This window comes from Sphingomonas carotinifaciens (assembly GCF_009789535.1).
In the GTDB taxonomy this organism is placed as follows: Bacteria; Pseudomonadota; Alphaproteobacteria; order Sphingomonadales; family Sphingomonadaceae; genus Sphingomonas; species Sphingomonas carotinifaciens.
This window is the reverse complement of sequence record NZ_WSUT01000005.1, coordinates 3,312,543-3,337,594: the sequence shown is the minus strand read 5'-3', so window position 1 is coordinate 3,337,594 and position 25,052 is coordinate 3,312,543. Positions and strand designations below refer to the sequence as shown.

The window sequence follows — 25,052 nt, the reverse complement described above, 5'->3', positions numbered from 1 at the left end:
TGCGCCAAGCCGTAACGTCAGGCGCCGACCGCCTCCGCCACGCTGGCGAAACCGTCGCGCGCCAGCAGGGCATCGAGCCCTTCCAACATGCGGCCGGGCAGGCCGGGGCCTTCATAGACCAGCGCGGAGTAGAGTTGGACAAGGCTGGCCCCGGCGCGGATGCGGGCATAGGCCTCCTCGGCCGAGCCGATGCCGCCGGCCGCGATCAGCGCGATCTGCGCGCCGGTGGCGCTGCGGAAGGCGGCAAGCTTCTCGCGGGCAAGGGGAGCCAGCGGCGCACCGGACAGGCCGCCGGTCTCGGTGGCATTGGGGGAGGCAAGGCCGGGGCGGGTGATCGTGGTGTTGCCGATGATGATCGCATCCAGCCGGTGGTCGATCGCGGCGCGGGCGATGTCGTCGATCTGCGCCGTGTCGAGGTCGGGAGCGACCTTCAGGAACAGGGGCGTGGCTCCCGCCGCCGCGCGGGAGGCGGCGAGCAGTTCGGCAAGGGCGGCGCCGTGCTGCAGGTCGCGCAGGCCGGGCGTGTTGGGACTGGAGATGTTGATGGTGACGTAATCGGCGACGGGGGCGGCGGCGCGCACGCCGTGCGTATAGTCGGCGATCCGGTCGGCGGCGTCCTTGTTGGCGCCGACATTGATGCCGAGCGTGGCGGTACGCTTCGCGGAGCGCGCGCGGGCAAGGCCGGCATCGAGGCCGCCATTGTTGAAGCCGTAGCGGTTCACCACGCCCTTGTCCTCGACCAGCCGGAACAGGCGGGGTCTGGGGTTGCCGGGCTGGGGCTTGGGCGTGAGGGTGCCGATCTCGACGCTGCCGAAGCCGAGGCCGGAAAAGCCGGTGATCGCCTGTCCATCCTTGTCGACGCCGGCCGCGAGACCGACCGGATTGGGAAAGTCGAGGCCGGCGACGCGGGTGGCGAGGCGGGGGAAGCGGCGCGGATCGACCGCCAGCGGGGCGCCCACCGCCCCCCAGCGCGACAGCATCGCGATCGTCAGGCCGTGCGCGCGCTCGGCATCCATGGCGAACAGGAGGGGGTGGTAGAAGGCCATGGTGGCGGCGTTAGCGCGTCGGGGGCACATGCGCAAAGCCGCTTACTCTGATCGCAACGCTTGGTGCCGCAGCGGCCCGATTTGCGGTTGACGAATCCCGTCCCCATAGCCATCTGCCCAATCGGAACGAAACGGTCTGATTGGAATAGATGCGCCTCTCCAGCCTTGCCGACTATGCGGTCGTGATGATGTCGAGTGCCGCGCGCCTGGATGGCGGCGCGGTGCGGCTGACCGCGACCGTATTGGCAGGCGAAACGGGGGTGCCGCTACCCACCGCGCAGAAGCTGGTCAGCCGGCTGTCGGCGGCGGGCTTGATCGAGAGCGCGCGTGGCACCGGCGGCGGCTTTCGGCTGGCGCGCGAGGCGGAGGCGATCAGTCTTGCCGACATCGTCGAGGCGGTCGAAGGGCCGATCGCGATGACGGCGTGCGTCGAGGCGGGCGCGCATGACTGCGCGATCGAGAAGGATTGCCGCATGAAGCCGCACTGGAACGCGGTGAACCATGCGGTCAGGGGCGCGCTGGCGGGTATCACGCTGGCGACGCTGGCAAGCGGGCCGGAGGCGGTTCGGCAGGATTCAGCAAGCGCGCATGATGGCGCGGGGGTGATGGCATAATGGCGACGAAGAATGCCGAGGCCCATGCGGCCGTATCGAAGAAGTACGAATGGGGCTTTGCCACCGATATCGAGCAGGACTTCGCGCCCAAGGGGCTGAGCGAGGACACGGTTCGCTATATCTCCGCCAAGAAGGGCGAGCCCGAATGGATGCTCGACTGGCGGTTGAAGGCGTTCCGCCTGTGGCAGACGATGGAGGCGCCCGACTGGGCCAAGCTGAACGTGCCGCCGATCGATTATCAGGACGCGTATTACTACGCCGAGCCCAAGGCGAAGGCGACGATCGCCTCGCTTAACGAGCTCGATCCCGAGATCCGGCGGACCTATGAAAAGCTGGGCATTCCGATCGAGGAGCAGAAGGTGCTCGCCGGCGTCGAGGGCGCGCGCAAGGTGGCGGTGGACGCGGTGTTCGATTCGGTGTCGGTGGCGACGACGTTCCGGGCCGAGCTGGAAGCGGCAGGCGTCATCTTCCGTTCGATCTCCGAGGCGGTGCGCGAATATCCCGAGCTGGTCCGCAAGTGGCTGGGCAAGGTGGTGCCGCAGCGCGACAACTATTTCGCGACGCTCAACTCGGCGGTCTTTTCCGACGGAACGTTCGTGTACGTGCCCGAGGGTGTCCGCTGCCCGATGGAATTGTCGACCTATTTCCGCATCAATGCGGAGAATACCGGGCAGTTCGAGCGCACGCTGATCGTGGCTGACAAGGGCGCCTATGTGTCCTACCTGGAGGGTTGCACCGCGCCGATGCGCGACGAGAACCAGCTGCACGCAGCCGTGGTCGAACTGGTCGCGCTGGACGATGCCGAGATCAAATATTCGACCGTCCAGAACTGGTATCCGGGCGACGAGAACGGTGTCGGCGGCATCTACAACTTCGTCACCAAGCGCGCGCTGTGCCAGGGGCGGAACAGCAAGGTAAGCTGGACGCAGGTCGAGACGGGATCGGCGATCACGTGGAAATACCCGTCCTGCGTGCTGGCGGGCGACGGATCGGTGGGCGAGTTCTACTCGGTCGCGGTCACCAACAATCGCCAACAGGCCGATACCGGCACCAAGATGATCCATCTGGGCAAGAACACCCGTTCGACCATCGTGTCCAAGGGTATCTCGGCCGGGCGTTCGGACAATACCTATCGCGGGCTGGTGCGCGTGACGCCGACCGCGGAGAATGTCCGCAACTTCACCCAATGCGACAGTCTGTTGCTGGGCGATCAGTGCGGGGCGCACACCGTGCCCTATATCGAGGTGAAGAACCCCAGCGCGCAGATCGAGCATGAGGCGACGACCAGCAAGATCAGCGAGGACCAGCTGTTCTACGCCATGTCGCGCGGGCTGGACCAGGAGGCCGCGGTCGCGCTGATCGTCAACGGCTTTGCGCGTGAGGTGTTGCAGCAACTGCCGATGGAATTCGCGGTCGAGGCGCAGAAGCTGCTCGGGATTTCGCTGGAAGGTAGCGTGGGGTGATGCTGACGCTGCGCGAGGAGGATGTGCGCCTGGGCTCCCCTCCCCTTCAGGGGAGGGGCCGGGGGTGGGGCGTGTCCGCGGACGCTCTGGTGCGGGTGCAGGGATACGCTGCCGATATGCGGCGCAATCCGACCGGGCCGGAGAAACGCCTCTGGTCATATCTGTCGCGCTCGCAACTCGGAGGCTTCAAGTTCCGGCGGCAGGCGGTAATCGGGGCGTTCATCGCAGACTTTCTCTGCCCTGCCGAAAGGCTCGTGGTCGAGATCGATGGCCATACGCACGATGATGCGGAAGCTGATCGCAGCCGTGATGCTGCGCTGGCCGCACTCGGCTATCGTACGATCCGCTTTACCAATACCGATGTCATGCAGAACGTCGAAGGCGTGCTGACGCGACTATTGGATATTCTGCAAGCCTCGCCCCTGCGGCGGGCGCCCCACCCCAACCCCTCCCCTGAAGGGGAGGGGCTAGAAAGATGACGATGCTGAAGATTGAAAACCTCCACGCCGAGATCGACGGCAAGGAAATCCTGAAGGGCCTGTCGCTGGAAGTGGCCGCGGGTGAGATCCATGCGATCATGGGGCCGAACGGCGCGGGCAAGTCGACGCTCGGCTATGTGCTGGGCGGGCGGCCGGGCTATGAGGTGACCGCGGGATCGGTGACGTTCGACGGGCAGGACCTGTTGGCGCTGGAGCCGCATGAGCGTGCCGCCGCGGGGATGTTCCTGGGCTTCCAGTATCCGGTCGAGATTCCGGGCGTGTCGAACGTGCAGTTCCTGCGCGAAAGCCTGAACGCGCAGCGCGGCAGCCGGGGCGAGAAGCCGCTGTCGGGTGCCGAGTTCCTGAAGCTGGCACGCACGCAGGCCGACGGCCTGGGGCTGGACCAGGAGATGCTGAAGCGGCCGGTCAATGTCGGCTTTTCCGGCGGTGAGAAGAAGCGCAACGAGATGGTGCAGATGGGCATCATCGACCCCAAGTTCGCGATCCTGGACGAAACCGACAGCGGGCTGGACATCGATGCGCTGCGCATCGTCGGCGACGGCATCAACCGCATCATGCGCAAGGCCGACAAGGCCGTGCTGCTGATCACGCATTACCAGCGGCTGCTGGATTATGTGAACCCGGACAAGGTGCATGTGCTGGCCGATGGCCGCATCGTGCGGTCGGGCGGCGCGGAACTGGCGCTGGAACTGGAGCGCGAGGGTTACGCCGGGGTCGCCGCATGAGCGAAACGCTGGAACTTCCCTCGACGCACGACGAAGCGTGGCGCTGGGCCGATCTCGCCGCGTTGAAGGCGGCGGCGGAGAGCGCGCGCGGACCTGCCGAGGACGGTGCGCCACACTTCCTGGACCTGCCCGGCGCACGGCTGCTGTTCGTGGACGGCGTGCTGGACGAGGGCGCGAGCGATCTGCACCGTGTGATGCTGGGCACCGTCGAGGCGGGGGATCATCCGCTCGGGCGTCATGCGCTGGGGCAGGGCTGGTCGCTCAGGCTGGACGAGGATGCCGTCGCCTGGCCGGTGCAGATCGTCCATGTCGCGACGGGTGCCGCCAACCATCTGCCCGCCGAAATCGTGCTGGGCCCGGATGCGGCGGCGCAGGTGGTGGAAACCTATGTCGGGCGGGGCTGGACCAACCGGCTGACGCGCGTGCGGCTGGGCGCGGCGGCGCGGCTGATGCATGCGGTGCGGCTGGTGCAGGACGCCGGGTTCGTGTCGCTGCGCACCGAGGCGGAACTGGGCGAGGGTGCGAGCATCGTTGCGACGCATCTGGGCGCGGGCGATGCCGGGTCGCGGATCGATGCCGGCATCGTGCTGGCGGGCGATGGGGGCTTTGCCGAGTTCGGCGGCGCGCTGCTGACCCGTGGCAGCCAGCGGCAGGAATGCGCGGTGCGGGTGCGCCATGCCGCCCCCAATGGCCAGTCGCACCAATTGTGGCGTGCAGTGGCGGCCGATACCAGCGCGGCCAGCCTGGCGGCGGCGGTCGAGGTGGCGCGGCATGCCCAGAAGACGGATGGCGAGCAATCGCTGCGCGGGCTGCTGCTCCAGCGGACGGCGACGGTGAACCTGAAGCCCGAGCTGGAGATCTTTGCCGACGACGTGAAATGCGCGCACGGCGCAACCGTGGGCGAGCTGGATGCGCGGGCGCTGTTCTACATGCAGAGCCGTGGCATTCCCAAGGCCCGTGCGCAGGCACTGCTGACGCGCGCCTTCGTGGCGGATGCGCTGGAGCGGATCGGTAACGAGGCGGTGCGCGCGGCGTTCGAGGAGGATGCCGACGCCTGGCTGGAAGGAGCCCTGTGAGTATGGTGGACGCCACCATCGCCCGCGAGCAGCCGCTCGACACGCTGGCCGATTTCCCGGCCATTCCATCCGGCTGGGCGTATCTGGATACCGCGGCGACCTCGCAAAAGCCGCAGGTCGTGGTGGATGCGATCACCCGTGCCTATGACACCACCTATGCGACCGTGCACCGGGGCGTGTACCAGCGTTCGGCGGACATGACGGTGGCGTATGAGGCGGCGCGACGGCGGGTGGCGGCGTTCATTAACGCCGGTTCCGATGCCGAGATCGTCTTTACCCGCGGCGCGACCGAGGGGATCAACCTGGTCGCGCAGTGCTGGGCGGGCGTGCAGTTGAAGGCGGGCGACCGCATCATGCTGTCGATGCTGGAGCATCATTCCAACATCGTGCCGTGGCAGATGGTCGCCGAGCGCGTCGGTGCGGCAATCGACGTGGTGCCGTTGACCGAGGATCACCGCATCGACCTGGACGCGATGGCGGCGATGCTGACCCCCCGGCACAAGCTGGTGGCGCTGGCGCATGTCTCCAACGTGCTGGGATCGGTGCTGGACGCGCGGCGTGCCACCGAACTGGCGCACGGCGTGGGCGCGAAGATCCTGATCGACGGGTGCCAGGCGGTGCCGCGGATCGCGGTCGACGTGAGCGAGATCGGGTGCGACTTCTACGTCTTTTCCGCGCACAAGCTGTACGGCCCGACCGGGATCGGCGTGTTGTGGGGCAAGCCCGAGCTGCTGGACGCGATGCCGCCCTATCAGGGTGGTGGGTCGATGATCGACCGGGTGAGCTTTGCGCAGACCACCTACGCGCCCGCACCCGGCCGGTTCGAGGCGGGGACGCCGCACATCGTCGGTGCGCTGGGGTTGCATGCCGCGATCGACTATGTCGAGGGGCTGGGGCTTGAGCGTATCCATGCGCACGAGACCGCGCTGGTGCGCGCGACGCGCGAGGCGCTTTCGGGCATCAACAGCGTGCGCCTGCTGGGCCCGGCGGATTCAGCGGGCATCGTCAGCTTCACCATCGAGGGGGTTCATCCCCACGATATCGGCACCATATTGGACGAGGGCCGGGTGGCGATCCGCGCGGGGCATCACTGCGCGCAGCCGCTGATGGAGGCGTTGGGCGTGCCTGCCACCGCGCGGGCGAGTTTCGGCGTGTATAACGGGCCGCAGGATGTCGACGCGCTGGTCGCCGGCATCGCGCGCGTCACGAGGATATTCGGATGAGCTACGAAGTCGAACAGGTGGACAGCGTGCCGCAGCCGGCCAAGGCGCGGGTGGGCGACGCACAGGAAGCGGATGCAGGCGGCGAGCGTCGGCGGGATTATCTCGACGGGTTCCTGACGCAGAAGCCGGCGGGCGATGCACCGCACGAACCGGGCGGCGCGCTGTATGAAGCGGTGATCGACGCGCTGAAGGACATTTTCGACCCCGAGATTCCGGTCAACATCTATGACCTGGGTCTGATCTACGGCGTCGATATCAGCGCGGACGGCCATGCCGTGGTGATGATGACGCTGACCACGCCGCATTGTCCGGTGGCCGAGTCGATGCCCGGCGAGGTGGAATTGCGCGTCTCGGCCGTGCCGGGGATCGCGACCGCGGACGTGAACCTGATCTGGGATCCGCCATGGGATCCGCAGAAGATGTCCGACGATGCCAAGCTGGAACTCGGCATGCTGTGATGGGCGCTCCTCCCGCGCGGCGGGAGGAGAGGAGATGATATGATGACGGCCACTACCACCACCTTGCGTCCGCGGCCCGCGGCGTTGAACCTGACCCCGTCCGCGCTGGCCCGGATCGCGGACCTGATGGGGCGGGCGCCCGAGGGATCGGTCGGCGTGAAGCTGTCGACACCACGGCGCGGCTGCTCGGGCCTTGCCTATTCGGTGGATTATGTGAGCGAAGCCAAGCCGTTCGACGAGCGCATCGATACGCCTGGCGGCACGCTGTTCGTGGATGGCGGGTCGATCCTGTACCTGATCGGATCGACGATGGATTGGGTGGAGGACGATTTCACCGCCGGCTTCGTCTTCCAGAACCCCAATGCCAAGGGTGCGTGCGGGTGCGGGGAGAGCTTTACGGTCTGATCGTGGTGCGCGGCAGTCGCGGGTGTCTGATGGTCCCCGCCCGCCACTGCGCGACCAGCCATGCCGCGGGCCAAGCCAGCACGGGATAGATCAGGAAGCTGTAGCGCGGCATCGGCTGGAACATGGCGAATTGCAGCGCCAGGGCGGCCACATAGAGGGCAACCGGCGCGAATGTGCGCTGCCCGCGCCAAAGTCCGACGATCAATCCCGCCAGCCCCAGCATCGACACGGTACAGGCGATCAGCGAACGGGCGGCGCGCATGCCCTGCCATCCCGTGAAGTAGAACTGCCACGGCTGCGGGGCGAGAAACTCGACGAGATGGCGGACATAGAGACGCGTCATCGCCCACGGGTGCCGCACCATCCACGTCAGCGTCACGCGTTGCAGGGCGAGCGCATAGGCACGTTCGCCATAGGAGCGTACCGCCCCCTGTGCCCGGCGGCTGGCGGCGGGATGGACCGCAAACAGGCGCGCGTTGAAGCGGTCTTCCGGCGCCGTGGCGTCCAGTGCCTGGGGGTAGTTCGCCATGGGAAGCTCGACACCCAGATTGCTGCGCGACGGCAGCGCGACGCCGATGGCCGTTTCGTTGCGTACCGCCCAGGCCAGCGACATCGCCGAAAACGCCGCGAGGCCGATGGCGAGGACGATCATCGTCGAGCGGATCGCCAGATGCCGCCACGCGGTCCACCCCCAGGCGACCGCCACGGCAATCCCGATCGGTGGCGCGACAAAGGTCAGCAGCGCGCCGGTGAACGCGACTGCCAGCAGACCGACCATGGCGGGCGGGGCGCCCCGCTGCGCGATCATCATCCACCGGAGATGGCATGCGGCCAGCAACAGCGCCGTGCCGCCCTCCCAATAGCGAAAATCGATTACCTCCTGCGGCACGAAGACAGGTAGCAGCAACAGGATCGCCGCACCGCCACGAAGCGCGATCCGCTCCAGGCCGGCATGAGCAAAGGCGGACAGCAGCACGAGATAGGCGATGAATACCTGCCCCACCGACCACAGCGTAAGCACGGCGGCGGAGGCGAGGGTGGCGGTGCCCAGCCACCCCATCACCCATCCCGCGATCGCCGGATTCAGGGGCATCAGATGCGCGGTCGGGCCCTGGCCCGGAAAATAGGCATCGGCAAGCGTGCCGGTCTGCGCGAACGCGATCGCCACATCGCATGCCTCCGCCGCCGACAGCGCGACGAACGGCGCGCCGTGAACGATGGTCAGCCACAACAGGCGGAGCAACAGGCCACAGGCGATCAGCGCCAATACCGCTCGGTCAAAATGTGGGTGCGCGGCCCTCATGCGGCGCCTTCTGCCACCGGGCCGCTAAGATCGGGTAAGCACCCACGAAAAGGCCCGCCCTCCGTGTGTCGGAGGACGGGCCTTTTGCGGATCGGCTGACGCCGCCGCGATTACGCAGCGAGCTTGCGCAGCACGTATTGGAGGATGCCGCCGTTCAGGAAATATTCCAGCTCGTTGACGGTATCGATCCGGCAGCGGGTTTGGAACGTCTCGGAGGTGCCGTCCGCGCGGACCAGCATCACTTCGACCTCCTGGCGGGGACGCAGGCCGGCGACGTTCTGGATGGTGAACGTCTCGGTGCCGTCCAGCTTCAGCGTCTGGCGGGTCACGCCTTCGGCGAACTGGAGCGGCAGCACGCCCATGCCGACGAGGTTCGAGCGGTGGATGCGCTCGAAGCTTTCGGCGATGACCGCGCGCACGCCCAGCAGGTTGGTACCCTTGGCCGCCCAGTCACGGGACGAGCCGGTGCCATATTCCTTGCCCGCGACGACGACGAGCGGCGTGCCGTCCGCCTTGTGACGCATCGCCGCGTCGTAGATCGGCATGACCTCGCCGTCATACTGGGTCATGCCGCCTTCGACGCCCGGTACCATCTCGTTCTTGATACGGATATTGGCGAAGGTACCGCGGACCATGACATGGTCGTTGCCGCGGCGCGCGCCGTAGCTGTTGAAGTCCTTCTTCGAAACCTGGCGCTCCATCAGCCACTTGCCCGCCGGGCTGTCCGCCTTGATCGAGCCGGCCGGGCTGATGTGGTCGGTGGTGATCGAATCGCCCAGGATGGCCAGCGGCTTGGCCTCGATGATGTCGGTGGTCGGCTTCGGCGTCATCTCCATGCCCTCGAAATAGGGCGGGTTGGCGACATAGGTCGACGCGGCGGGCCAGCTATAGGTGTCCGAGCCCGTGACGTCGATCGCCGACCACCGGGCATCGCCGGCATAGACGTTGCCGTAGCGCGAACGGAACATCTCGTCGTCGATGTTGGCATCCATCAGGGTGCGGACTTCCTCGTTCGAGGGCCAGATGTCCTTGAGATAGACGTCCTGGCCGTCCTTGCCCTGGCCGATGGGCGTGTCGCGCATGTCCTGCGTGACGGTACCCTTCAGCGCATAGGCCACGACGAGCGGCGGCGAGGCGAGGAAGTTGGCGCGCACGTCGGGGGACACGCGGCCCTCGAAATTGCGGTTGCCCGACAGGACCGAGGCGGCGACCAGATCATGGTCGTTGATCGCGGTCGAGATGGGACCCGGCAGCGGACCGGAATTGCCGATGCAGGTGGTGCAGCCATAGCCGACGAGGTTGAAGCCGATCGCATCGAGGTCGGCGGTCAGGCCGGCCTTGTTGAGATAGTCGGTGACGACCTGCGAACCGGGGGCCAGCGAGGTCTTCACCCAGGGCTTCGGCTTCAGGCCGAGCGCGTTCGCCTTGCGGGCGACGAGGCCGGCGGCGACCAGCACCGACGGGTTCGAGGTGTTGGTGCAGCTGGTGATCGCGGCGATCACCACGTCGCCGTCGCCGATGTCATGGCCGCGCTCGGCCACGTCGACGCGCTCGGGGCGCTCCTTGTGATAGATCTTGAACAGGTCGCCGTTGAAGACCTCGTCCACCTTGGTCAGCGCGACCTTGTCCTGCGGGCGCTTCGGACCGGCGAGCGACGGCACGACCGTCGACATGTCCAGTTCCAGCGTGTCGGTGAACACGGGGTCCGCCGCATCGTCATGGCGCCAGAAGCCGTTGGCCTTCGCATAGGCCTCGACCAGCGCGATGTTCTCGTCCGAACGCGCGGTCAGGCGCATATAGTCGAGCGTCTTGTCGTCGACGGGGAAGAAGCCGCAGGTCGCGCCATATTCGGGCGCCATGTTGGCGATCGTCGCGCGGTCGGCGAGCGTCATCGACGACAGACCCGGACCGTAGAACTCGACGAAGCGGCCGACCACGCCCTTGGCGCGCAGCATCTGGGTGATGGTCAGCACCAGGTCGGTGGCGGTGATGCCTTCCTGCAGCGCGCCGGTCAGCTTGAAGCCGACGACCTCGGGGATCAGCATCGACACCGGCTGGCCGAGCATCGCGGCCTCCGCCTCGATACCGCCGACGCCCCAGCCGAGCACGCCCAGGCCGTTGATCATCGTGGTGTGGCTGTCGGTGCCGACCAGCGTGTCCGGATAGGCGATCGCGGCGGTGCCGGTCGCGTTCTCGCCAGACTCGGTCGAGGACCAGATTGCCTGCCCGATATATTCCAGGTTCACCTGGTGGCAGATGCCCGTGCCCGGCGGTACCACCGAGAAATTGTCGAGCGCCTTGGAGCCCCACTTCAGGAACTCGTAACGCTCCATGTTGCGCTGATATTCCAGGTCGACATTCTCTTCGAACGCCTGCGGCGTGCCGAACTCGTCCACCATCACCGAGTGATCGATGACGAGGTGGACGGGGACCTGCGGATTGATCTTGGCTGGGTCGCCGCCCAGCTTGGTGATCGCATCGCGCATCGCGGCGAGGTCGACCACGCAGGGAACCCCGGTGAAGTCCTGCATCAGCACGCGGGCCGGGCGATACTGGATCTCGCGGTCCGACCGCTGCGTCTTCTGCCAGTCGACGATCGCCTGGATATCCTCGCGCGTGACGGTCTTGCCATCCTCGAAGCGCAGCAGGTTTTCCAGCAGCACCTTCATCGAGAAGGGCAGGCGGCTGATGTCGCCGAGCTGTTCGGCAGCCTTGGCAAGGCTGTAATAGTCATAGGTCTTGCCCGCGACGTCGAGCGTCGTGCGGGTCTTCAGGCTGTCCTGGCCGATGGCAGTCATGCGCGTCCCTTCAAGGTAAGCCGGCGGCTCGGGGGACGCGGCGGGAGAAGGCCGCGCAAGCGCGCCGGGCTATGAAACCGGTTGCCAGAGGCCCTTAGCAAGGGGTGGGGCCGGGGGGAAGGGCCGCAGGCGGGTAAGTGGAAGGAACCCGAAAAGGTGGGGAACAGGCCGCCCCCATCGGTGGTTGGACCGCGCACTACGGGAGCATCGACGATGAGCAAGCCTTCGGCCATGCCCATGCTGATTCTCTCCGGTCTGGCCGGTGCGCTGGCAAGCGTCACCGCAGGGGTGCTGATCGGCGAGTATACGGTATCGGGCACCAATCCTCTCAGCGTGTCGGCATGGCACGCGCCGGCACCACCGGGCGCGGGACGCGTGTCGGGCAGCGATGCCGATCCGTTCGGTTCGGCAAGCCAGGTCGCATCGTGACGGCCTCCCGCAATCCGCAAGCAGGGCCGGACCGGATCGTCGCCATCGGGCTGTTGACGCAGCGTGACCTCGACGTGCTGGGCTCGGGCTTTCGCCGGTCCTTCTCGGTCGAGGACGATCACGCCTTTGCCGACCTGCTGGAGGCGCTGGACGAGATCGAGGAGGTCTCCGTCACCCTGCCCCCCGGTTGAGGTCCGGCACCCGCCAATTCGCTCCGTTTCGGTGCAACCATGTTCGCCGGCGGGTGTGCGGGTTGGAAAAAACCCGTCCTTGCGGCTAGGGCGGGGCGAAGGCGGCCGGGGCGGTGCGCCGGGATGGGGACCATGACACCCGAACGTTTCAACCTTCTGACCCGCCGGCATCGCGAATGCCTGCGGGGCGTCCGTGAACTGAAGGGCTCCAAGGAGATCGCGGCCGAGCTCGGCCTCGGCAAGTCGACCGTGGACGGATATCTGACGGAGGCGGTGCGCCTGCTCGGCGCGCGCAATCGCCGTGACGCTGCGCTGATGCTCGCCGAACACGAGGCGTCCGCCGACCAAGTCACTGAAAATGAACAGAATACATACCCTGATAAAGTCATGCCTGATTCTGCGCGGCTGGTCGCGCCGCCGGAAGTCATGCCAATCCCATCGGCACCGGATGGGAGTACGGTCGGCGGGGTGGTGTCGGCAGGCCATGCTTCGGCACTGCCCCGTTTGAATCTCCCGATCCGGCGGCGTGGACAGCATCGCAACGATATGGGGCTGGTCGAACGACTGCTCTGGATACCCACCATCGCGGTCGGGCTGGCCATCGGCTTCGGCATGCTGGCGACCGGCCTCGACGTGATGACGCGGGTGATCGACGCGGTGGCGAGCCATGCCCGGTAGCAACGGGTGGCGTACGGCGAGGCCGACGCAGGGGAGATGGCGCGATGAATAACGAGCATGCGGCGGCGGTCGACGTCACGCACCTTTTGTGGAAGCTGGAAGAGCAGCTGGACGCGGCCTTCGCGACCAGCGGCGAACTGGCGGCCGCCCTGCCACGCGCCCGGACGGCGGCGCGGCTGCCCGCGATCGCCGGTCAGCAGGCGTTCGAACTGGTCAGTCAGGCGATGATGGCGATTGGTGCCGCACGCGGCCACACCGTGCAGGGCCACCGTGTCCTGGAAAAGGTCGGCCGGACGATCGGGTACGATGCCGATTACGGCGACACCCGCCCCAAGCCCGATTTCATGCCAGGCGCATCGGTGAAGGTATCCGCATCGGCGAAGACGGGGGCCGATACCGGCCACCTGCGCGTCGCGGCCTGACGCATGCGCGGCATGCCCCGATCGACCCGTGGCCGGCGGGGCATGCCGTGATCCATATCTATGTCTTTCATGCTTTTCAGGCTCTGGTCTGCGTCTATGCGCTGGTCGCCGGTGGCAAACCGGAACGCGCGGTGGCGGTGATGTTGCTGGTCGCGTCCTTTGCAACGCTGGCGCTGCCGTTTGACGCGCGCAGCTTTCATGCGCTGGAGGTGGTGGGCCTGATCATCGATCTCGGCCTGATGGGGGGGCTGGTCGCGGTGGCGCTTGTCGCCAATCGCTTCTGGCCGCTTTGGCTGTCGGCCATTCACCTGCTTGCCATCGGTATTCACGGGGTGAAGGCGCTGGACGCCGACCTGATGCCGTGGATGTATGCCGGGGCGGGGGGCAAGCTGGCCTATCCGATGCTCATCATCCTGGCGGCCGGCGTCATGCGCCACCGCAACCGCATCGTTCAACAAGGCAGCGATCCGGACTGGTCCTGGCCCGTGGAGGCGCGACGATGACCCTGTGCCTGTACCGCTGGTCCGCCAAGGACCGCGACGAATTCGAACGGTTTACGGCGACGCTGACCGATCTCCAGACCCGGGTGCGGGCGGTATCCGGGCATGATACCGGGGTGCCGGTCCCGCGTGGACCCCGACGCCCGAGCCTGATGGAGCGTGCGCAGACGCTGCTCGACCACCGGCGGCACCGGGCCGCGATCGCCGGGGAACTGGCCGAGCTGTTCGCCGACCCGGCCTGGGACCTGTTGCTCGCGCTCTACGTCGCGGGCGGGCGGGAAAAGGCTACGGCGCTGGCAGAGACGGCCGGGATCAGCGGATCGCTGACGGGGCGCTGGATGGCCGTGCTGGAAACGCGCGGCCTGACGCAGCCGGTCGGGGACGAACTGGCCCTGACCGATCGTGGTAAAAGCTTCCTCACGCGCTACCTCGATTCCCTTTAAACGCCGCGCAACCCGTAGCGTCGCTGCGGGTTGATGCAGGATAATACGGGAGAGGAGCAGATTATGGCTGACACGAACGAAGCGGGAAACACCGGCGGCGCCGGCGCGATCGGTGGCGACATGGCATCGGGCATGCGCAACTTTTCGGACCAGATGAAGGGCGCGGGCGATGCGATGAAGGCATCGGGCCAGAAGATGGCCGAGGGCGGCTCCACCATCGGTCTGAAGATGCTCGACCAGGCCGAGTCGAATACGCGCGAAGCGTTCGCCGCCATGCGCGCCGCCGCTGGCGCCAAGGATATCAGCGACGTGATGCGTATCCAGAGCGAGTTCATGCGCGATCAGGGCAATCGCTCGATGGCGCAGGCGCGCGAGATCGGTGAGCTGATCATGCAGTTCGGCCGCGATGCAGTAGGCTCGGCCCGCGGTCAGGGCTGAGCTCAGACGGCCTGCCGACGGGAATGTCGCCGGACCGGGATAAACTTTCCGGTCCGGCTATGGACGTGTTCCGTCGGGGGCCACCTCCACCGGGCCGTCGCGGGTCGCCTCAAGCAGCGAGTCCCCGCCCAGCACTCGGTACAGCGTAACCCGGTTCGACGCCGCGACCAGCTGCGTCGTGATGACCGTCTGTTGCGCGGCATAGAAGGAGCGCTGGGCATCCAGTGTGTTGAGGAACGGCGTGATGCCGCCGCGATAGCTGGCATCCGCCAGCCGTAGCGTGTCGGCCGCGGCCGCCAGGAAGCGCTCGTTTGCGGATAGCTGCTCCGCGATCGTTCCCTGCCGTGCGAGCGCGTCGCTCGTTTCGCGGAATGCGATCTGGATGGCGCGCTCGTAATTGGCGAGTGCCGCATCGCGCTGCGCCTCGGAATAGCGGACGCCGGCCACGCCGGCGCCGGCGCGGAAGATCGGATAGCTGACCGAGGGGGCGACCGAATAGTTGAAGCTGCCGCCCGAAAAGAGGGAGCCGAGCGCGGTGCTGGCAAAGCCGACGAGACCGGTGAGCGAGATGCGGGGGAACAGGGCGGCGCGGGCGGCACCGACCTCGCCGTTCACCGCACGCAGTTCATATTCGGCCTGCACCACATCGGGGCGGCGCAGGAGGATGCCCGAATCCAGTCCGGCCGGCAGCGCGACGATCGCCGGTGCCGCCTCTTCGATCGAGGCCGGCAGCAAGGTCGGGTCGACAGGGGCGCCGACCAGCAGTTGCAGCGCGTTGATGTCCTGCGCGACCAGCGTGCGTTGCTGCGCCAGATCGGCGCGCGCGGTTTCCAGTATCTGCTCGGCCTGACGCAGATCGGTGCGCGGTGCGATCCCGCCGGACAGCCGTGCCTGGGTCAGGCGTACGCTCTGTTCGGCGACGCGGGCGGTGTCCTCGGCGATCTTGAGCAGGCTGCGATCCGCCCCGTAGGTCAGCCACGCGTCCCCGATTTCCCCGACCAGCGACAGCCGTGTCGCGCGCGCCGCCGCCTCCGTCGCGAAATAACGGTCCAGCGCCGCACCGGTCAGCGCCCGGATGCGGCCGAACAGGTCCAGCTCGAACGCGGTCGCGCCCAGATCAACCGAGAAGGCGCTGCCACCCGAAGAACTGGTGACGACGGTGCCGCCCGTCCCCGTACCGCCGCCGGTGCCCGGGGTGGCTCCCGTACCGGCACCGGTGCCGGATCCTGTCCCCGTACCGGTACCGGTTCCTGTGCCCGTACCCGTTCCCGCGCCTGTGCCGCCGCCGCTCGTGGCGGTGCTGCGAGCGCCACGGCCCCCGCCGGAGTAGGTGTAGCGGCCGCTGGCGTCGAGCTGGGGGAGGAGGTCGGCGCGCTGGATGCGGTATTGGGCGCGGGCGGCGGTGATGTTGGCGGCGGCAACACGCAGGTCGCGGTTGGTGGCGAGCGCCTGGGCGATGAGCTGTTGCAGACGGGTGTCGCGGAAGATGTCGCGGTAGGTGACGGCAGGCAGCGTCGCCTCCGACTGGCGGAGATAGGCATCGCCCACCGGCCACGACATCGGGACGGGCAGTTCCGGGCGCACATAGTTCGGCGTCATCGAACAGCCCGCCAGCGCGCCGGACGCGAGGAGAAGGGAGAGCGTTTTCGTCATCAGGCCTGCTCCGCCTCGTTGCCGCGGTGGCCGGTCGGGCGGCCGCGAACCTTGGCCAGACCATCGCGCACCCCGCGCCGGACCAGCACGAAGAACAGCGGAATGTAGAAGATCGCCAGCACGGTGGCGGTCAGCATGCCGCCGATCACCGCGGTGCCGATCGCGATGCGGCTGTTCGCGCCCGCACCCGTCGAGATCGCCAGCGGCAGCACGCCGAAGATGAAGGCGAAGCTGGTCATCAGGATGGGCCGCAGACGGATGCGCGCTGCCTCCAGCGCCGCATCGATCACGCGCTTGCCCTGTTTTTCCGCCTGTTCGGCAAATTCGATCATCAGGATCGCGTTCTTGGCCGCCAGACCCATCGTGGTGAGCAGGCCGATCTGGAGATACACGTCGTTGGTCAGACCGCGCAGCGTGACGAAGGCGATGGCGCCGATCAGGCCTAGGGGGATGATGAGGAGGACGGCGATGGGGATCGACCAGCTTTCGTAAAGCGCGGCAAGGCACAGGAAAACCACGAGAATCGACAGGCCGTACAGGATCGGCGCCTGACCCGCCGACAGGCGTTCCTGGTACGAAAGGCCCGCCCAGGCGACCGACGTGCCCGGAATCTGCGCGGCAAGCTCCGCGATCCGCTCCATCGCGTCGCCCGAGCTTTTGCCCGGCGCCGCCGAACCCTGAAATTCGAAGGACGGGATGCCGTTGAAGCGCGACAGCGTGGTCGGCGCCTGGCCCCAGGCGATCGTCGAGAAGGAGGAGAAGGGCGCCATCTGCCCCGCCGAGCCGCGGACGAACCACTGCTTCAGATCGTCGGGCTGCGACCGGAACGGCGCATCGCCCTGCACGAACACGCGCTTGACGCGGCCGCGGTCGATGAAGTCGTTCACATATTGGCCGCCCCAGGCGGTCGACAGGGTGGAATTGACGCTGGCCTGGGTCAGCCCCAGCGCCGCCAGCTTCTGCTGGTCGATATCGACGCGCAGCGTGGCGATGTCGGGCAGTTCGGTCAGACGCACCGAGGCGAGATCGGGATCGGCATTGGCGGCGGCGAGCAGCTTGTCGCGCGCCTCGGCGAACTTCTCCTGGCTCATGCCCGAGCTGTTCTGCAGCTGCATGGTGAAGCCGTCCGACTGACCAAGGCCGCGGACAGCGGGCGGCACCAGTGCAAAGACCTGCGCATCGCGAAGCCCGCTAAAGGCCGCCGAGGCACGGCCGACGACCGCATCCGCGCTGTTCTCCTTGCCCTTGCGCTGGCTCCAGTCGACGAAGTTGATGAAGCCCTGGCCGGTATTCTGGCCGCTGGTGCCGCCACCGCCGCCGCCGGCGACGGTGAAGAGCACGCGGACGTTCTTGCCCTCATGCTGGGCGAAATACTGCTCCACCTGACGCTGGATCTGGAGCGTGCGCCCCTGCGTCGCGCCGGCAGGCAGGCGGAACTGGACGATCGCGGAGCCCTGATCCTCGGTCGGCAGGAAGCCGGTGGGCAGGCGCAGGAACAGCACCGCAAGCAAGGCCAGCGTGCCGGCATAGATCAGCAGGAACAGCCATTTGCGGTCGACCACATAGCGGACGGCGCCGGTATATTTGTCGACGCCCTTGTCGAAATTGGTGTTGAACCAGGTCTTGGCCCGCTCGAACCCGTGGGCGACGCGCGGGAACTTGCGCTCCAGCCATTCGGCTTCCTCGCCCTCCTGCTTCTTGCGCTTGAGCAGGGTGGCGGTGAGTGCGGGCGAAAGGATAAGGGCGACCAGAACCGACAGGATCATCGCGGCGACGACGGTGACTGAGAATTGCCGGTAGATGACGCCGGTCGAGCCGCCGAAGAACGCCATCGGCAGGAACACCGCCGACAGGACGAGGGCGATGGCGATCAGGGCGACGGTGATCTCGTCCATCGACTTGATCGTCGCGTCGCGCGGGGACAGTTCGGGGTCCTCCTCCATCAGACGCTCGACATTCTCGACCACGACGATCGCGTCGTCGACGAGCAGGCCGATGGCGAGGACGAGGCCGAACAGGGTCAGCGTGTTGATCGAGAAGCCGGCCAGATAGAAGACGCCAAAGGTGCCGAGCAGCACGACGGGCACCGCGATCGTCGGGATGAGCGTCGCGCGCCAGCTTTGCAGAAAGACGAACATGACGATGACGACGAGGATGATCGCCTCGAACAAGGTCTTCACCACCTCGTCGATCGAAAGCTTGATGAAGTCGGTGGTGTCGTTGGCGTAGGCGATTTTCAGGCCGGGCGGGAACCCCTTGGCGACGCGGGCGATCTCCGCCTTCACGGCTTCCGCGGTCTTCAGCGCGTCGGCGCCCGGCGCCATCAGCACCGCGATGCCGGCGCCCGGATGGCGGTTGATCCGGCTGACCGCGGCATAGCTTTCCGCGCCCAGCTCGATCCGGGCGACGTCCGACAGGCGCACGGTGGCGCCGCTGACCAGCGTCTTCACGATGATGTTGCGGAACTGTTCGGGGGTCTGGAGGCGCGACTGGGCGGTCACGGTCGCGTTCAGCATCTGGGTGGTGGGCGAGGGCAGGCCGCCGACCTCGCCGGCCGCGACCTCGGCATTCTGGTTCTGAATGGCGGTGGTGATGTCGGACGGGATCAACTGGTAGCTGTTGAGCCGTTCGGGGTTCAGCCAGATGCGCATCGCATATTGCGAACCGAACACGTTGGTGTCGCCGACGCCCTGGACGCGGCCGAGCGGATCCTGAAGATTGGACACCAGATAGTCCGACACGTCCTGGTTCGTCATCTTGTCGGTTTCGTCATAGACGCCGGCGATGAGCAGGAAGTCCGGGTTGGACTTGCGGACGGTCAGGCCCTGTTGCTGCACCTGTTGCGGCAGACGGGCGACCGCCTGCTGCACCTGATTCTGCACCTGGACCTGCGCGATATCGGGGTCGGTACCCTTTTCGAAGGTGGCGGTGATCGTCACCTGGCCGCGGCTGGACGAGGAGGACGAGAAATAGAGCAGCCCGTCGATGCCGGTAAGCTGCTGTTCCAGCACCTGGGTGACCGAGTTCTGCAACGTCTGCGCCGAGGCGCCGGGGAAGTTGGCGCGGATCGACACCTGTGGCGGGGCGACGTCGGGATATTGCGCGATCGGCAGGCCCATGATGCCGCCGATGCCACCCAGCATGACGAGGATGGCGAGAACCCAGGCGAAGATCGGGCGATCGATGAAGATGCGGCTGATCATGGCCGGGTCAGCCCGCCTTCTGCTTGGACTGCATCTGCTTCATCTGTTCGGGCGATGGCGGGGCGACGCGCTGCGGCGACGCAGCCGCGACGGGCTTTACCGTCTGGCCGGCGCGCAGGTTGTTCAGCCCTTGCGTGATGATCCGCTCGTTGCCGTCGAGGCCGCCGGTGACGACCCAGGCGTCGCCCTGGGTACGATCGGCACGAATGGTCTTTTGCGCGGCCTTGTTGTCCGGGCCGACGACGAACACGGTCGCATTCCCCTTGGGATCGCGCGACACGGCCTGTTGCGGGACGAGATAGGCCCGGCGGTTGATCGCCTGCGCGAAGCGGGCGCGGACGAACATGCCGGGAAGCAGCAACCCTTGCGGATTGGGGAAGCGGGCGCGCAGCGTGACGGTGCCGGTCTGCTGATCCACCACATATTCGGCGAACTGCACGGTGCCGGCGGGGCCGTATTCGCTGCCGTCCTCCAGCTTCAGATGAACCTGCGCGGAGGCGGGAACGATGCCGTCGCGCGTCAGGCTGCGGCGCAAGCCGAGCAGGTCGGCGGCGGATTGCTGGATGTCGACGAACATCGGATCGAGCCGCTGGATCTGCGCCAGCGGATCGGCCTGGTTGGCGGTGACCAGCGCGCCGACGGTGAACAGCGAACGGCCGATGCGGCCGGTGATCGGCGCGGGCACGGTGGTGAATTGCAGGTTGACGCGCGCGGTCTGCAGCGCGGCCTGGGTCTGGGCGACGCTGGCCTGCGCCTGGCGGCTGGCGGCGAGCGCGTTGGTGTAATCCTGCTTCGACACCGCCTCGATCTCGGCGAGCGGGCGGAAGCGTTCGGCCTGGATGCGCGTCGCCTCCGCATTCGCGCGGGCGCTCTGGAGGTTGGCGGCGGCCTCGTTGACGGCGGCGCTATAGACGCGCGGGTCGATCTCGTAGAGCGGCTGGCCGCGCTGGACGAGCGCGCCCTCGGTGAAGAAGCGGCGGCGGATCACGCCGGAGACCTGCGGGCGCACGTCCGAGCTTTCGAACGCAAAGGTCCGCGCGGCGAGTTCGACCACCATCGGGGCATCGGTGGGCTGGAGCGTGACAAAGCCGACCGTGGGCGTGCGCTGACCCGGACCCTTGCCCGCCGCCTTTTGCTCACCGCCGCCGCCACATGCGGCAAGCAGCAGGGCGAGAGTGAGGAGGGCGACACCGGCCGGCAGCCGGCGCCCGCGAATCGATGCTGTGTTCAAGTCGTTCTACCTGTGTCTCGTATCGCGCAGCCGTTTCTGCACGGCCGACGGCGCGGCGCGGGAAATGGGTTGTGCGATCTGACCTAATGGCGGCGAGCGGGACGGAAATGCAAGCCGGTGGACGCGTTATATGTGTCGCAATTTGTCGCAACGCCCGCTTTCCCGAAATACCCAAGGATCAACAGGATCATGACGACCGATACCGACAAGCGGGCCGCCGCCGCCGCCGCCGTGGAGATGGTGCGCGACGGGATGCTGGTGGGGCTGGGCACCGGCAGCACGGCGGCGCACCTGATCGCCCTTCTGGTCGATCGCCGGCCGGCGATCGAGGTGGTCGCCACGTCCGAGGCGAGCGCGCGGGCGGCGCGGGAGGGCGGGCTGGTGGTGCGCGATTTTGCCGGGATCAGCCGGGTCGACCTGACCATAGACGGAGCGGACGAGATCGATTCGATGCTGGTCGCGGTCAAGGGCGCGGGCGGGGCGATGCTGCGCGAGAAGGTGGTGGCCGCCGCGTCCGACCGGATGGTGGTGATCGCCGATGGCAGCAAGCGCGTGGACCGGGTGGGCGCGGCGAAACTGCCGGTGGAGGTTCTGCCCTTTGCCGAGCGCTTCGTGGCGCGCGCGCTCGCCGGGTTGTTTGAGCGGGTGGAAAAAAGGGAGGGGGTGGAGACGGATAACGGCAATGTCATCCTGGACGGCCATGGCTGGCGCGATGCCGATCCGCAGCGGATGGCGGCCGCCGTGGCATCAATCCCCGGCGTGGTGGGGCATGGCCTGTTCCTGTCCGAGGTGGATGCGGCGATCATTGCCGAGGATGGTGTTGTTACGAGACTGGAACGGAGGGCACTTGGCCGTTAAGGCCGAAAACGTCTTGGCAACCAGATCGGATGCGCGGGCGTTCGGTCGCTGACGAGAATGAGGCCCCACTTTCATGACTGACGCAGCCACCACCGCTTCGAGCGCGGACTCGCACCTTCACGAGGACGGTTCGATCGAACGCCTGACGATCGATACGATCCGCACCCTGTCGATGGATGCGGTGCAAAAGGCCAATTCGGGCCACCCCGGCACGCCGATGGCGCTGGCACCGGTCGGGCACACGCTCTGGTCGCGCTATCTTCGCTTCGACCCGGCCCATGCCGACTGGCCGAACCGCGACCGCTTCGTGCTGTCGGTGGGGCATGCGTCGATGCTGCTCTACGCCCTGCTGCATCTGGCGGGGATCGAGGAGATCGATGCGGACGGCAACAAGACCGGCAACCCGGCGATCAGCCTGGATGACATCAAGCAGTTCCGGCAGCTCTCGTCGCGCACGCCGGGCCATCCCGAATATCGCCACACCACCGGGGTCGAGACGACCACCGGCCCGCTGGGCGCCGGTTGCGGCAATTCGGTGGGCATGGCGATCGCCGAGCGCTGGCTGGCGGCGCATTTCAACCGCGAGGGTTTCCCCGTCTTCGACCATGACGTGTACGTGGTATGCGGCGACGGCGACATGATGGAGGGCGTCGCGTCCGAGGCGGCATCGACCGCCGGGCACCTGAAGCTGTCCAACCTGTGCTGGATCTACGACAGCAACCACATCTCGATCGAGGGCGGCACCGACCTCGCCTTTGACGAGGATGTGGGCAAGCGGTTCGAGGCCTATGGCTGGAACGTGCTGCACGTGGACGACGCCAACGACGTGGGCGCGCTGTGCAAAGCGCTGGATACGTTCAAGGCCACGCAGGACAAGCCGACCTTTATCGTGGTGCACTCGGTGATCGGCTATGGCAGCCCCAAGGCGGGCAGCGAGAAGGCGCATGGCGAGCCGCTGGGCGACGAGGCGATCCGCGCGACCAAAAAGGCCTATGGCTGGCCCGAGGATGCGCAGTTCCTGGTGCCGGACGGCGTGCGCGAGTCGTTCCAGGGTGCGATCGAGGCGCGCAGCAAGCCGCTGCGCGACGAATGGGTGGCGATGGTCGATCGCTATCGGCAAGCGCATCCGGAACTGGCGGCCGAGCTCGATGCGATGCTCAAGGACGAGCTGCCCGAGGGCTGGGACGCCGACCTGCCGGTCTATGAGGCGGATGCCAAGGGCGTGGCGAGCCGCGAGTCCGGTGGCAAGGCGCTGAACGCGATCGCGGCCAAGGTGCCGTGGCTGGTCGGGGGATCGGCGGATCTGGCGCCGTCGACCAAGACGCTGATCAAGGATGGCGGGTCGTTCCAGGCGGGCTCCTATGGCGACCGCAACATGCATTTCGGCGTGCGCGAGCATGGCATGGGCGCGATCGTGGATGGCATGGCGCTGTCGCACCTGCGCTCCTACGGCGCGACCTTCCTCGTATTCGCCGACTATATGCGCGCACCGATCCGGCTGGCGGCGATCATGGAGATCGGCGCGATCTTCGTCTTTACGCACGATTCGATCGGTGTGGGCGAGGACGGGCCGACGCACCAGCCGATCGAGCATCTCGCCACGCTGCGTGCCATTCCGGGGCTGGACACGATCCGGCCGGGCGACGCCAACGAGGTGTCGGAGGCGTGGCGCTGCGCGATGACCAACAGCAGCCGGCCCACCGTGCTGGTGCTGTCGCGCCAGCCGCTGCCGACGCTGGACCGGAGCAAATATGCGCCCGCGTCGGACGTGGAGAAGGGCGGCTATGTTCTCGCCGATTGCGACGGCACGCCCGACGTGATCCTGATCGCGACCGGATCGGAACTGGCGCTGGTCACCGAGGCGTATGAAAAGCTGTGCGCCGACGGGGTGAAGGCGCGGGTCGTGTCGATGCCGAGCTGGTATCGCTACGAGATGCAGGACGCCGCCTACAAGGAATCGGTGCTGCCGGGCCATGTCACCGCGCGTCTGGCTGTGGAGCAGGCCGGGTCGATCGGATGGGACCGTTATGTCGGCCTGGCGGGCCGCACGATCACCATGTCGACGTTCGGGGCCTCCGCCCCCATATCCAAGCTGCAGGACAAATACGGCTTCACCGTGGACAATGTCGTCAAGGTGGCGCGCGAACTGCTGGAGACCAAGTGATGAGCACGCTCAAGGACATGAGCGCCGCGGGCTGCGCAGTGTGGCTCGATTTCGTGGATCGCAAGTTCCTGGAGGCGGGCGGGCTGGACGCGCTCGTCGCCGAGGACGGGCTGACCGGCGTGACGTCGAACCCGTCGATCTTCGAAAAGGCGATGGGCCACGGCGACGCCTATGACGGAACGCTGGCCGCGTTCGACAAGGAGAACCCCGGCGCGGCGACGATCGACCGTTACGAGCATCTGGCGATCCAGGACATCAAGGCGGCAGCCGAGACGCTGCGCCCCGTCTACGACCGGCTGGACGCCAAGGACGGCTATGTCAGCCTGGAGGTGTCGCCCTACATCGCCGACGACACCGACGCGACGATCGCCGAGGCCGAGGAGCTGTGGCATGCGGTCGACCGGCCGAACCTGATGATCAAAATCCCCGGCACGCCGGCGGGCGCGCCCGCGATCGCGGCGACGATCGCCAAGGGGATCAACGTCAACGTCACCCTGCTGTTCTCGCAGGAATCCTATGCGCGGGTGGCGGAAGCCTATGCGATGGGGCTGGAGGAGCGGGTGAAGAAGGGCGAGCCGATCGACCGGACCGCCAGCGTCGCCAGCTTCTTCGTCAGCCGCATCGATTCCTCGATCGACAAGGCGATCGACCAGCGCGTGAAGGACGGCGATCCGGAGGCCGAGGCGCTGAAGGCAATCCGCGGCAAGGTGGCGATCGCCAACGCAAAGCTCGCCTATCAATGGTATCTGGACTTCATCAAGTCCGACCGCTGGCAGGCGCTGGCCGCAAAGGGTGCGCAGCCGCAGCGGTTGCTCTGGGCATCGACGGGTACCAAGGATCCGGCCTATCCGGACACGCTGTATGTCGACACGCTGATCGGGCCGGACACGGTGAACACCATGCCGCCCAAGACGATGGACGCGTTCCGCGAGCGTGGCACGGTGGCGAACACGCTGACCGCCGATGTGGACGAGGCGCGCCACGTGCTGGCCGAGGCCGAGCGGCTGGGGCTGGACCTGAACGGCGTGACGGGCCGGCTGGTCGAGGAGGGCGTGGCGTCCTTCACCACCGCATTCGACGATCTGCTGGGTGCGATCGCCAAGAAGCAGCCGGCCGAGGCGTAAAGCCGATCAGGGGAAAGGACCTCAAGCCGGGTTGCGTTGTTCGCAGCCCCTCACCCTCCCCACGGCAGGGCCGTGGGGTCCTTCCCTCCCTGCCGGGTGGCGAGGGC

General features: G+C 67.2%; 24 protein-coding genes. 18 read left to right on the top strand and 6 right to left on the bottom strand.

Going from position 1 to position 25,052, the window contains the following annotated elements; all coding sequences use genetic code 11:
• Positions 1-17 precede the first annotated feature (17 nt).
• Entirely contained in the window at positions 18-1,046 is a 1,029-nt protein-coding gene (locus tag GQR91_RS17600) for a quinone-dependent dihydroorotate dehydrogenase (RefSeq protein ID WP_149680962.1), read from the bottom strand.
• A gap of 149 nt (positions 1,047-1,195) precedes the next feature.
• Here GQR91_RS17600 and GQR91_RS17595 point away from each other — a divergent pair, with 149 nt between their 5' ends.
• Genes GQR91_RS17595 through GQR91_RS17560 form a run of 8 tightly spaced genes read left to right on the top strand, consistent with a single transcriptional unit; the run spans position 1,196 to position 7,510 of the window.
• Positions 1,196-1,660 carry an SUF system Fe-S cluster assembly regulator gene (locus GQR91_RS17595; protein WP_112381205.1) on the top strand — a complete coding sequence of 155 codons (465 nt, stop codon included), beginning with the start codon at positions 1,196-1,198 and terminating at the stop codon, positions 1,658-1,660.
• On the top strand, positions 1,660-3,123 hold the full coding sequence (gene sufB / locus GQR91_RS17590) for a Fe-S cluster assembly protein SufB (protein WP_149680961.1): 1,464 nt from the start codon (positions 1,660-1,662) through the stop codon (positions 3,121-3,123). Before GQR91_RS17595 ends, sufB begins: the two co-directional genes overlap by 1 nt.
• Positions 3,123-3,602, top strand: a complete 480-nt coding sequence (locus tag GQR91_RS17585) for an endonuclease domain-containing protein (RefSeq protein ID WP_149681454.1) — start codon at positions 3,123-3,125, stop codon at positions 3,600-3,602. The genes sufB and GQR91_RS17585 overlap by 1 nt, the downstream gene beginning before the upstream one ends.
• Positions 3,603-3,604: 2 nt before the next feature.
• A complete protein-coding gene (gene sufC / locus GQR91_RS17580; protein ID WP_149680960.1) occupies positions 3,605-4,348 on the top strand; it encodes a Fe-S cluster assembly ATPase SufC in 744 nt (247 codons plus the stop codon).
• Positions 4,345-5,424, top strand: a complete 1,080-nt coding sequence (locus tag GQR91_RS17575; RefSeq protein ID WP_149680959.1) for a SufB/SufD family protein — start codon at positions 4,345-4,347, stop codon at positions 5,422-5,424. The genes sufC and GQR91_RS17575 overlap by 4 nt, the downstream gene beginning before the upstream one ends.
• Before the next feature lie 2 nt (positions 5,425-5,426).
• Positions 5,427-6,647, top strand: coding sequence for an aminotransferase class V-fold PLP-dependent enzyme (locus GQR91_RS17570; protein WP_149680958.1), 1,221 nt, complete (start codon positions 5,427-5,429; stop codon positions 6,645-6,647).
• A complete protein-coding gene (locus tag GQR91_RS17565) occupies positions 6,644-7,105 on the top strand; it encodes an SUF system Fe-S cluster assembly protein (protein ID WP_149680957.1) in 462 nt (153 codons plus the stop codon). The genes GQR91_RS17570 and GQR91_RS17565 overlap by 4 nt, the downstream gene beginning before the upstream one ends.
• Before the next feature lie 42 nt (positions 7,106-7,147).
• A complete protein-coding gene (locus GQR91_RS17560) occupies positions 7,148-7,510 on the top strand; it encodes a HesB/IscA family protein (RefSeq protein ID WP_149681453.1) in 363 nt (120 codons plus the stop codon).
• On the opposite strand, the gene GQR91_RS17555 is transcribed toward GQR91_RS17560, so the two are convergent.
• Together GQR91_RS17555 and acnA are read right to left on the bottom strand one after the other, a co-directional pair.
• A complete protein-coding gene (locus GQR91_RS17555; protein WP_149680956.1) occupies positions 7,500-8,813 on the bottom strand; it encodes a hypothetical protein in 1,314 nt (437 codons plus the stop codon). The two genes, GQR91_RS17560 and GQR91_RS17555, sit on opposite strands and share 11 nt — an antisense overlap.
• A gap of 110 nt (positions 8,814-8,923) precedes the next feature.
• Positions 8,924-11,611 carry an aconitate hydratase AcnA gene (gene acnA, locus GQR91_RS17550; RefSeq protein ID WP_112381196.1) on the bottom strand — a complete coding sequence of 896 codons (2,688 nt, stop codon included), beginning with the start codon at positions 11,609-11,611 and terminating at the stop codon, positions 8,924-8,926.
• 213 nt (positions 11,612-11,824) lie between these two features.
• Here acnA and GQR91_RS17545 point away from each other — a divergent pair, with 213 nt between their 5' ends.
• From GQR91_RS17545 to GQR91_RS17520, 7 genes are all read left to right on the top strand, one after another.
• Complete coding sequence (locus GQR91_RS17545; protein WP_149680955.1) at positions 11,825-12,040, top strand: hypothetical protein; 216 nt, start codon at positions 11,825-11,827, stop codon at positions 12,038-12,040.
• On the top strand, positions 12,037-12,231 hold the full coding sequence (locus GQR91_RS19195; protein WP_112381194.1) for a hypothetical protein: 195 nt from the start codon (positions 12,037-12,039) through the stop codon (positions 12,229-12,231). Before GQR91_RS17545 ends, GQR91_RS19195 begins: the two co-directional genes overlap by 4 nt.
• A gap of 132 nt (positions 12,232-12,363) precedes the next feature.
• The gene (locus GQR91_RS17540) at positions 12,364-12,909 is read left to right on the top strand and encodes a helix-turn-helix domain-containing protein (protein ID WP_160146722.1); all 546 of its coding nucleotides are present in this window, start codon (positions 12,364-12,366) and stop codon (positions 12,907-12,909) included.
• A 44-nt stretch (positions 12,910-12,953) separates the two neighbouring features.
• On the top strand, positions 12,954-13,331 hold the full coding sequence (locus GQR91_RS17535; RefSeq protein WP_235903838.1) for a hypothetical protein: 378 nt from the start codon (positions 12,954-12,956) through the stop codon (positions 13,329-13,331).
• A 47-nt stretch (positions 13,332-13,378) separates the two neighbouring features.
• On the top strand, positions 13,379-13,834 hold the full coding sequence (locus GQR91_RS17530) for a hypothetical protein (protein WP_149680953.1): 456 nt from the start codon (positions 13,379-13,381) through the stop codon (positions 13,832-13,834).
• Positions 13,831-14,274 (top strand): hypothetical protein, encoded by a 444-nt coding sequence (locus GQR91_RS17525; protein WP_149680952.1) that lies wholly within the window; start codon positions 13,831-13,833, stop codon positions 14,272-14,274. Before GQR91_RS17530 ends, GQR91_RS17525 begins: the two co-directional genes overlap by 4 nt.
• A 63-nt stretch (positions 14,275-14,337) precedes the next feature.
• Positions 14,338-14,712, top strand: coding sequence for a phasin family protein (locus tag GQR91_RS17520; protein ID WP_149680951.1), 375 nt, complete (start codon positions 14,338-14,340; stop codon positions 14,710-14,712).
• A 57-nt stretch (positions 14,713-14,769) separates the two neighbouring features.
• Here GQR91_RS17520 and GQR91_RS17515 read toward each other — a convergent pair whose 3' ends face one another.
• Genes GQR91_RS17515 through GQR91_RS17505 form a run of 3 tightly spaced genes read right to left on the bottom strand, consistent with a single transcriptional unit; the run spans position 14,770 to position 20,799 of the window.
• Positions 14,770-16,365, bottom strand: coding sequence for an efflux transporter outer membrane subunit (locus GQR91_RS17515; protein WP_149680950.1), 1,596 nt, complete (start codon positions 16,363-16,365; stop codon positions 14,770-14,772).
• On the bottom strand, positions 16,365-19,568 hold the full coding sequence (locus GQR91_RS17510) for an efflux RND transporter permease subunit (protein ID WP_149680949.1): 3,204 nt from the start codon (positions 19,566-19,568) through the stop codon (positions 16,365-16,367). The genes GQR91_RS17515 and GQR91_RS17510 overlap by 1 nt, the downstream gene beginning before the upstream one ends.
• A 7-nt stretch (positions 19,569-19,575) precedes the next feature.
• Positions 19,576-20,799, bottom strand: a complete 1,224-nt coding sequence (locus tag GQR91_RS17505; RefSeq protein WP_211368629.1) for an efflux RND transporter periplasmic adaptor subunit — start codon at positions 20,797-20,799, stop codon at positions 19,576-19,578.
• A gap of 189 nt (positions 20,800-20,988) precedes the next feature.
• On the opposite strand from GQR91_RS17505, the gene rpiA reads away from it, so the two are divergent.
• From rpiA to tal, 3 genes are all read left to right on the top strand, one after another.
• On the top strand, positions 20,989-21,657 hold the full coding sequence (gene rpiA, locus GQR91_RS17500) for a ribose-5-phosphate isomerase RpiA (RefSeq protein WP_149680948.1): 669 nt from the start codon (positions 20,989-20,991) through the stop codon (positions 21,655-21,657).
• Between the two features lie 73 nt (positions 21,658-21,730).
• On the top strand, positions 21,731-23,821 hold the full coding sequence (gene tkt, locus GQR91_RS17495; protein ID WP_149680947.1) for a transketolase: 2,091 nt from the start codon (positions 21,731-21,733) through the stop codon (positions 23,819-23,821).
• Positions 23,821-24,945 carry a transaldolase gene (tal, locus tag GQR91_RS17490; protein WP_149680946.1) on the top strand — a complete coding sequence of 375 codons (1,125 nt, stop codon included), beginning with the start codon at positions 23,821-23,823 and terminating at the stop codon, positions 24,943-24,945. Before tkt ends, tal begins: the two co-directional genes overlap by 1 nt.
• Positions 24,946-25,052: the final 107 nt, after the last annotated feature.